Raw genomic sequence first — 6,953 nt, forward strand, 5'->3', positions numbered from 1 at the left:
ACCCTTCTTCTTCCATCGTAAATATCACTTTACGTCTAAAATCAATTGAATAGCTCATATAAATAATGTCATCAAAATTAAGTCGCTTAGCTATATCTAAATAATAACTTTGCCCTTCTTCAGTGAATAATAATGAACGATTACGCCGACGAAATAATTTCAAACCCAAGAAATTTTCCAAACCTTTTATTTGATAACTTATTGTAGCCTGAGTAACAAAAAGCTCCTCTGCTGCTTTAGTAAAACTTAAATGGCGTGCTGCCGCATCAAATACCCTTAATGCATTAAGAGGAGGCATACATTTTGCCCTGATCGCGTCTTACTCATCCTTATATATCCATTAGTTTTTATAATCTGAAGCATTATAAATTGTCCATTGTAGAGAAACCAGTATATGTCTATAGTAAGGCTGCTTCCTAGGCCTGAATGAATCGCTAAGCAGTTAATTTATTTAAAGTTATTGGCTTTATGGTTGTGATATTGTGTTTACAAATTATCTGGCTTTTCCAGGTTGAGTAGTTAATACTACTATTTTCACTCCTATACATTTACCTTGTCTGTCCATAGTTATTTTGACGCGCGGCAATTTATTGCGGCGTTTTTTTATATTCGCTAAATAAATATCTTTCTCATCGCCGAATATAATCGGATGATATACATATGATTCTGATAGAATAGATATTATTAATCAGGACTAATACTACTTTTCTAATTTAAATAAATATAACAAACCTTATGAAAAGGTCATTTAGGACAAGATAAAATTCTAATAATTACACAATATAAGTCCTAAATATTCTGATAGCTGTGGTTTTCATAACAAAAACATTTTCTATAACACAATTTCGCCAATATTTTCCTGCGACTCAACAAGACAAAACTATTTTTCTAAACAGCCCAGCAATAGTCCTTAAGCCGAAGAATAAACTGTATGGCCCAATAGAATTGGGTATCTGTATCGATTTGAAGCAGGTACGCCAAATATTGCCGGAGTGTTGGCGTTCAACACTGTTATAGACTGGATGAAAGCCATTAATTGGCAACAAGCTGAAAATTACGCTTTTACCTTAAGAGATTATACTGAAAATCAACTCGCTAAATTGCGCAAAACGAGCTTTGTTCGCTAATAGTTAAAAAAATTAATTCATACTTTTTCGCTAGCTATCATTTTACGCTGCAATTTTTTTAATACATGAGAAACAGCAATAAAACCAAAACTAGCAGTTACCATTGTTGCCGCACCAAAACCAGCGGCACAATCCATACGCATTGTTCCTCCGGCATTACTTTTAGCCTTACAAACGGTTCCATCACTTTGTGGGTAAACTAGCTGTTCGGTTGAGAAAACACAGTCAATACCCAATTTACCTTTACTATTTTTAACTATTTTAAAATCACTTTTTAATCTTTCACGTAATTTTGCTGCTAAGGGATCATGGATCGTTTTTGCTAAATCTTTAACTTGGATCTGTGTCGGATTAATTTGCCCACCAGCCCCTCCGATTTTGAAGACAGGTATTTTATGACGGTGACAATAAGCTAATAAAGCAGATTTAGGCCGCATGCTATCAATAGCATCAATGACGTAATCAAATTGAATAGATATCAACTCAACTAGATTGCTGGCCGAGACAAAATCATCAATAATATTAACTTGACACTCAGGGTTAATTTGCAAAATACGTAATTTCATCACTTCAACTTTTGATTGACAAATAGTGTCGCTTAATGCATGCAATTGTCGATTAATATTTGTCACGCACACATCATCCAGATCAATGAGAGTAATAGTGCCGATCCCGGTTCTTGCTAATGCGTCCGCTGCCCATGAGCCTACGCCGCCAATACCAACAACACACATGTGAGAACGAGCAAAAAGCATTAATGCTTTTTGACCATAGAGGCGGCCAATACCTGCGAAGCGCCGCAACCAAGCATCTGAAAGAAGTAATTGCATGTCTAACCTTTCCTGATTAATCTATTATGATAACAAAAACTAATTCGTTATCTATTCAGCTGCATGGCATAGTCAATCATGTGATAACGACTAGAGCATATTATCTGTATCATATAGCTAAGCGACTTAATTTTGATGACATTATTTATATGAGCTATTCAATTGATTTTAGACGTAAAGTGATATTTACGATAGAAGAAGAAGGGTTGAGTATCCGAGAAACAGCGAAGCAATGTTGATAAAAGATGTTGAATAATATCCAGATGCTTACCAAAAAGAGCGTGCAGAGCATTTTGGCGTTTTTCAGAAGGCCATTTGGCAAGGCTCTTAAAAAAATGAGATTGACCTATAAAAAACTCTACGTCATCCGAAAGCCGACGAAAAAACTCGACAAACGTTTCAACAAAAAACAACAGTATGAAAACAGTATGAAAACAGTATGAAAACAGTATGAAAACAGTATGAAAAAGAAGGCAAGCATATTGTTTTTATTGATCAAAGTGGTTTTTCACACGGTACCCCGCGGACTCACGGCTATTCCCCGAAAGGTCAAGGGTGTGTTGGTCTCAAGAACTGGAGAGCTAAAGAAAGAACAAATGTTATCGGCGCTTTATTTGGCACAACGCTGTTTGCTATCGGATTATTTGATATCAATATTAACAGCGATATTTTCTATGCATGGGTCACCCAAGTCCTTATCCCAGTACTTCCTAAAAACAGTGTAATCATGATGGATAATGCAACTTTTCACAAGAAACAGAGTATTCAACAACTCATCATCGATGCGGGGCATATGGTGGAATATTTGCCTACCTATTCGCCAGATCTTAATCCAATTAAACATAAATGGGCACAAGCTAAATGCAAAAAAAAGCGCTCAAATGCGACACAGATATTTTGTTCGCACTCAATATGAGTGTAATCAAAATTAAGTCGCTTAGCTATACTTATCAACTGAATTGCATCTTATTCTGTATTTTTAAATTAGCAATAAATTATACCCTACCCCATTTGATAAGATAATTTCCGATAAAATATTTTACTGATTTAAGCTAATCATTAAATAACTATTTTTATATGACCATTAAAAAATTTATGAATTTATGTTTGTTGATTACATATTTCGCTATCGATTTTTTGCTGACAAAGTATATCAATAAGCATGATGGCTAATTTGCATAAAAGAACAAAAAAAACAATCATCAAGTCTCTTTTATGTACAAAATATAAAAAATATCGCAATATTTAAGAAAAAAACTTGCATCGGATCTGATTTTGAGTATAGTGAGCCGCTATCGGACGCCGGATGGAGCAGCTTGGTAGCTCGTCCGGCTCATAACCCGAAAGTCGTCGGTTCAAATCCGACCCCAGAAACCACCTTTCATTGAATATCAAATTAGTTTCCCAACAAGACTATTATCTATCTAATTAACTCGCTTAACGCAAAGCCAGTTTTCCGCCGTTATCGAAATAAGCTTTAATACCCCGAAAAATGGATTCTGCCATCTGCTGTTGGAATTTTGCTGTCTTTAGTTTTTGCTCTTCTTTAATATTACTGATAAAAGCAGTTTCAACTAGAATTGACGGGATGTCTGGTGCCTTTAATACCGCAAAACCCGCTTGATCAACAATGTTTTTATGCAATTTGTTAACGTTACCCATCCGTTTAAGTACTTCTGTCCCAAATTTCAAACTATCATTAATAGTCGCCGTCTGAACCAAATCAAACATCGTGTGATCAAGATATTTATCACCACTTTTACTGACTCCACCAACTAGATCGGCTTCATTCTGTGTTTGAGCTAAATAACGGGCATTATTATTGGTTGCTCCTTTGGTCGATAATGCAAATACTGAAGAACCTCTCGCCTTACGATTAGTAAAGGCATCAGCGTGAATAGAAACAAATAAATCAGCTTGCATTTTCCGCGCTTTTGCAACTCGCACTTTTAAAGGAATAAAAACATCTTCATTACGAGTCATATAAACTTTCATCTTAGGTTCACGATTAATTAATATTTTTAATCTACGTGCAACTTGCAATACGATATCTTTTTCCCGCGTTTTATATTTTCCTATAGCACCAGGATCTTCTCCACCATGACCAGGATCGATCATGATGATAATTGGCCTATCTCTCCCGGCTTTACCCGCTGGCTTTTTCGCTTTAACCGGCAACGTATTGTCCAATTTACCTTTGTTATAATCTTCTAATAGCGCTAACAACGGATCATGATCAGTGTAAACACCTGAAGCAGGATAAAAATCAACCACTAAACGATGTTTAAAACCAGCAACAGGCGCAATAGTAAACATTTGTGGTTCAACATGAGTTTTTACTTCAAAAACTAAGCGAACCATTTTTTGATCAAATTGGCCTACTCTGACTAATTTTAAATAAGGATCACGTGAACTGATTTGCTGGCTAATGCCCTGCAACACACTATTTAACTGCATATTTTCTAAATCAACAACAATACGATCAGGCCCAGATAAAGCAAATTGACGATATTTTAAAGCAATATTTGATTCTAACGTTACTCGGGTATAACTAGAGGCAGGCCAGATACGAATAGCAACTATACTTGAAGATGAAGCTAGCCTGAATGGACTAATACTTAACAGTATAGTAGCCACTGTACCTTCCAGAAGACGTCGTCTTGAAAAACCGTGATTTGAATGATCCATCGAAAAATCCACTTAAAGCATCAAATAATTATAAACCGCTGAATATTATCAACAAAAAATCACTATAGAAAACTTTAACTAATCATTAATCAACTGTCATTAATAAATTGCTCTTTATGAATAATTAGCTACTATAGCTAAGCGACTTAATTTTGATGACATTATTTATATGAGCTATTCAATTGATTTTAGACGTAAAGTGATATTTACGATGGAAGAAGAAGGGTTGAGTATCCGAGAAACAGCGAAGCAATTTCGGATTGGCTCTGCATCTGTATAGCTAGGCGATTTTAAAATGATTACAAGTAATTACTCTATATCAGTAAATTTATATTGGAGAAAAACATATATTTTTGTAATCAAAATTAAGACGTTTAGCTATAATATATTCTGAAGCAATAATAATGATTTTTTATACATTTCTTTTTGCTATTTTGTGTCAAAAATCATAAAAATACTTTCATTAAGAACAGTCATTTATATAAGGAACATATGAAAGGACGTCGTACTGATTTAGTTAATGGATTTCGCTACTCTGTTTTTTTATATTAATATACATCGCGATAAAATCTTTGTTATTACATTAAACGGTAATGCTATCGCAGGTAAAAATTTTGCTCATATCATTAGCGATATCGGTTTATTACACAGTCTCGGTATTCGGCTAGTTATTGTTTATCGCATACGCCCAAAGATAGATAAAAAACTCATAAACAAACAATATCCGATAATCTACCATAAAAATATTCGCGTCACTGATGCAAATACCCTAGAGTTAGCTAAACAAATATCGGGGACATTACAATTAGATATTACTGCTCTGTTATCAATAAATCTCAACAATATCCCATTGCAAAGTGCTTATATAAATAAATCTCGTCAGTGGTAATTTTATTATTGCTCAACCTTTAGGGATTGAGGATGGTGTTGATTAGTGTCATAGCCGAGGTATACTAAGAATCGATGAAGTATCTATCAACCATCATTTAAAAAACGGCTCAATTGTATTAATTAACCCAATTGCTGTTTCGGTCACTGGAAAAAGTTTTAATTTGTCGACAGAAACTGTCGCAACACAATTGGCAATAAAATTAAAAGCAGAAAAATTAATTGGATTTTGCTCTTTACAAGGAATTAGTGATAAAAATGGCAATATATTATCGGAACTCTCGCCGAATGAAGCTGAAAAGTATATTGCTGAATTGGAAAAACAGCCAAAGAATCATTCTGACATACTGCATTTTTTATATAGCGCAATTAAAGCATGCAAGCAAGGTGTTCGTCGTAGCATTTGATAAGCTATCAAGAGAATGATCCTTTATTGCGAGAACTTTTCTCTCATGAAGGTATCGGTAGCCAAATTACCATGGAAAATTGTGAACAAATTCGTCGAGCTAATATCAATGATATTGCAGGAATATTAGAATTAATTCAACCGTTGAAACAGCAAAGAATATTAATTTGCCGTTCACGTGAACAATTAGAAATAGAAATTGACAAATTTACTATCATCGAGCGAGAAAATATGATCATCGCTTTCGTAGCACTTTATGACTATTTATAAGAAAAGTCTGCAGAAATGGCTTTCCTGGCTGTGCATCCTGACTATCGTAATTTATCAAGAGGTGAAAAACTGCTTAAACACATTACTCTACAATCCAAAAATTTAAATTTAGAAAAACTTTTTGTATTAACAACCCGAAGTAATCACTGGTTTCTAGAAAGAGGATTTTTCGCAGCAAAAGTTGATATGTTACCAATAAAAAAACAAGGGCTTTATAATTATCAACGATACTTAAAAATTTTAATACTTAATATTAAGTAAATACCATAAATTAATTAAAATTTTAATTAATAAACCCATTTACAATAAAAAATACACTATTTAAATAAATAACGTTTTCTATTGCTCTTAAGCAAAAAAATATCGGCTCCTCTTTATTTAACGAAGAGAAGAGCCGAAAATAAAATAACGGTTAATTAATTATTTTTTATTTCTGCTACAAGTGGTTAGGCTGCTTTTGATATAAACCATTACGCATATTCCACATAGTTGAAAATGCTTAACCATTGTACTGTGAGTCGCTCCCCCATTTTTAGCCAGACTACCAATATTTAATGCCTGAGCATAGACGGTCGAGTCCAAAGGAGTACCAAAAGTAACTGATAGAAGACTCTTCAAAAAACCTATCCCTCTATATTTAATTGCCGCTTTTTGGTGATTACTTTGATTTTCTATAGAAGAATTTTCTACAGGAAAGCTCCACAAATGTTATTAGTCTTAATTTTTGCGTGGTCTATTTGTACC

The 6,953-nt window shown here is 34.1% G+C and carries 8 protein-coding genes and 1 pseudogene; 6 read left to right on the plus strand and 3 right to left on the minus strand.

Annotated elements, in window-relative coordinates; genetic code table 11:
- The coding region (locus ARSQ2_RS01980; RefSeq protein WP_181994188.1) for a LysR family transcriptional regulator at positions 1-298 on the minus strand (298 nt) is incomplete at its 3' end.
- Positions 299-953: 655 nt separating this feature from the next.
- On the opposite strand from ARSQ2_RS01980, the gene ARSQ2_RS01985 reads away from it, so the two are divergent.
- Positions 954-1,127, plus strand: coding sequence for an aminotransferase class V-fold PLP-dependent enzyme (locus ARSQ2_RS01985; RefSeq protein ID WP_255487157.1), 174 nt, complete (start codon positions 954-956; stop codon positions 1,125-1,127).
- 17 nt (positions 1,128-1,144) lie between these two features.
- Here the strand turns inward: ARSQ2_RS01985 and tcdA are convergent, their stop codons facing one another.
- Complete coding sequence (tcdA, locus tag ARSQ2_RS01990; protein WP_181994189.1) at positions 1,145-1,957, minus strand: tRNA cyclic N6-threonylcarbamoyladenosine(37) synthase TcdA; 813 nt, start codon at positions 1,955-1,957, stop codon at positions 1,145-1,147.
- Between the two features lie 245 nt (positions 1,958-2,202).
- On the opposite strand from tcdA, the gene ARSQ2_RS01995 reads away from it, so the two are divergent.
- Genes ARSQ2_RS01995 through ARSQ2_RS02005 form a run of 3 tightly spaced genes read left to right on the plus strand, consistent with a single transcriptional unit; the run spans position 2,203 to position 2,980 of the window.
- Entirely contained in the window at positions 2,203-2,400 is a 198-nt protein-coding gene (locus tag ARSQ2_RS01995; protein ID WP_181994190.1) for a hypothetical protein, read from the plus strand.
- A 47-nt stretch (positions 2,401-2,447) separates the two neighbouring features.
- Positions 2,448-2,873 carry a transposase gene (locus ARSQ2_RS02000; RefSeq protein WP_181994194.1) on the plus strand — a complete coding sequence of 142 codons (426 nt, stop codon included), beginning with the start codon at positions 2,448-2,450 and terminating at the stop codon, positions 2,871-2,873.
- The gene (locus ARSQ2_RS02005) at positions 2,819-2,980 is read left to right on the plus strand and encodes a hypothetical protein (RefSeq protein ID WP_181994191.1); all 162 of its coding nucleotides are present in this window, start codon (positions 2,819-2,821) and stop codon (positions 2,978-2,980) included. Before ARSQ2_RS02000 ends, ARSQ2_RS02005 begins: the two co-directional genes overlap by 55 nt.
- 414 nt (positions 2,981-3,394) lie before the next feature.
- Here ARSQ2_RS02005 and amiC read toward each other — a convergent pair whose 3' ends face one another.
- The gene (gene amiC / locus ARSQ2_RS02010; protein WP_181994192.1) at positions 3,395-4,645 is read right to left on the minus strand and encodes an N-acetylmuramoyl-L-alanine amidase AmiC; all 1,251 of its coding nucleotides are present in this window, start codon (positions 4,643-4,645) and stop codon (positions 3,395-3,397) included.
- Positions 4,646-4,814: 169 nt separating this feature from the next.
- Here amiC and ARSQ2_RS12230 point away from each other — a divergent pair, with 169 nt between their 5' ends.
- Positions 4,815-4,925 (plus strand): IS630 transposase-related protein, encoded by a 111-nt coding sequence (locus ARSQ2_RS12230; protein WP_238334250.1) that lies wholly within the window; start codon positions 4,815-4,817, stop codon positions 4,923-4,925.
- 212 nt (positions 4,926-5,137) lie between these two features.
- A pseudogene (gene argA, locus ARSQ2_RS02015) lies at positions 5,138-6,470 on the plus strand (amino-acid N-acetyltransferase).
- Positions 6,471-6,953 lie beyond the last annotated feature (483 nt).

It is taken from the genome of Arsenophonus endosymbiont of Bemisia tabaci Q2 (assembly GCF_902713415.1).
GTDB lineage: Bacteria > Pseudomonadota > Gammaproteobacteria > Enterobacterales > Enterobacteriaceae > Arsenophonus.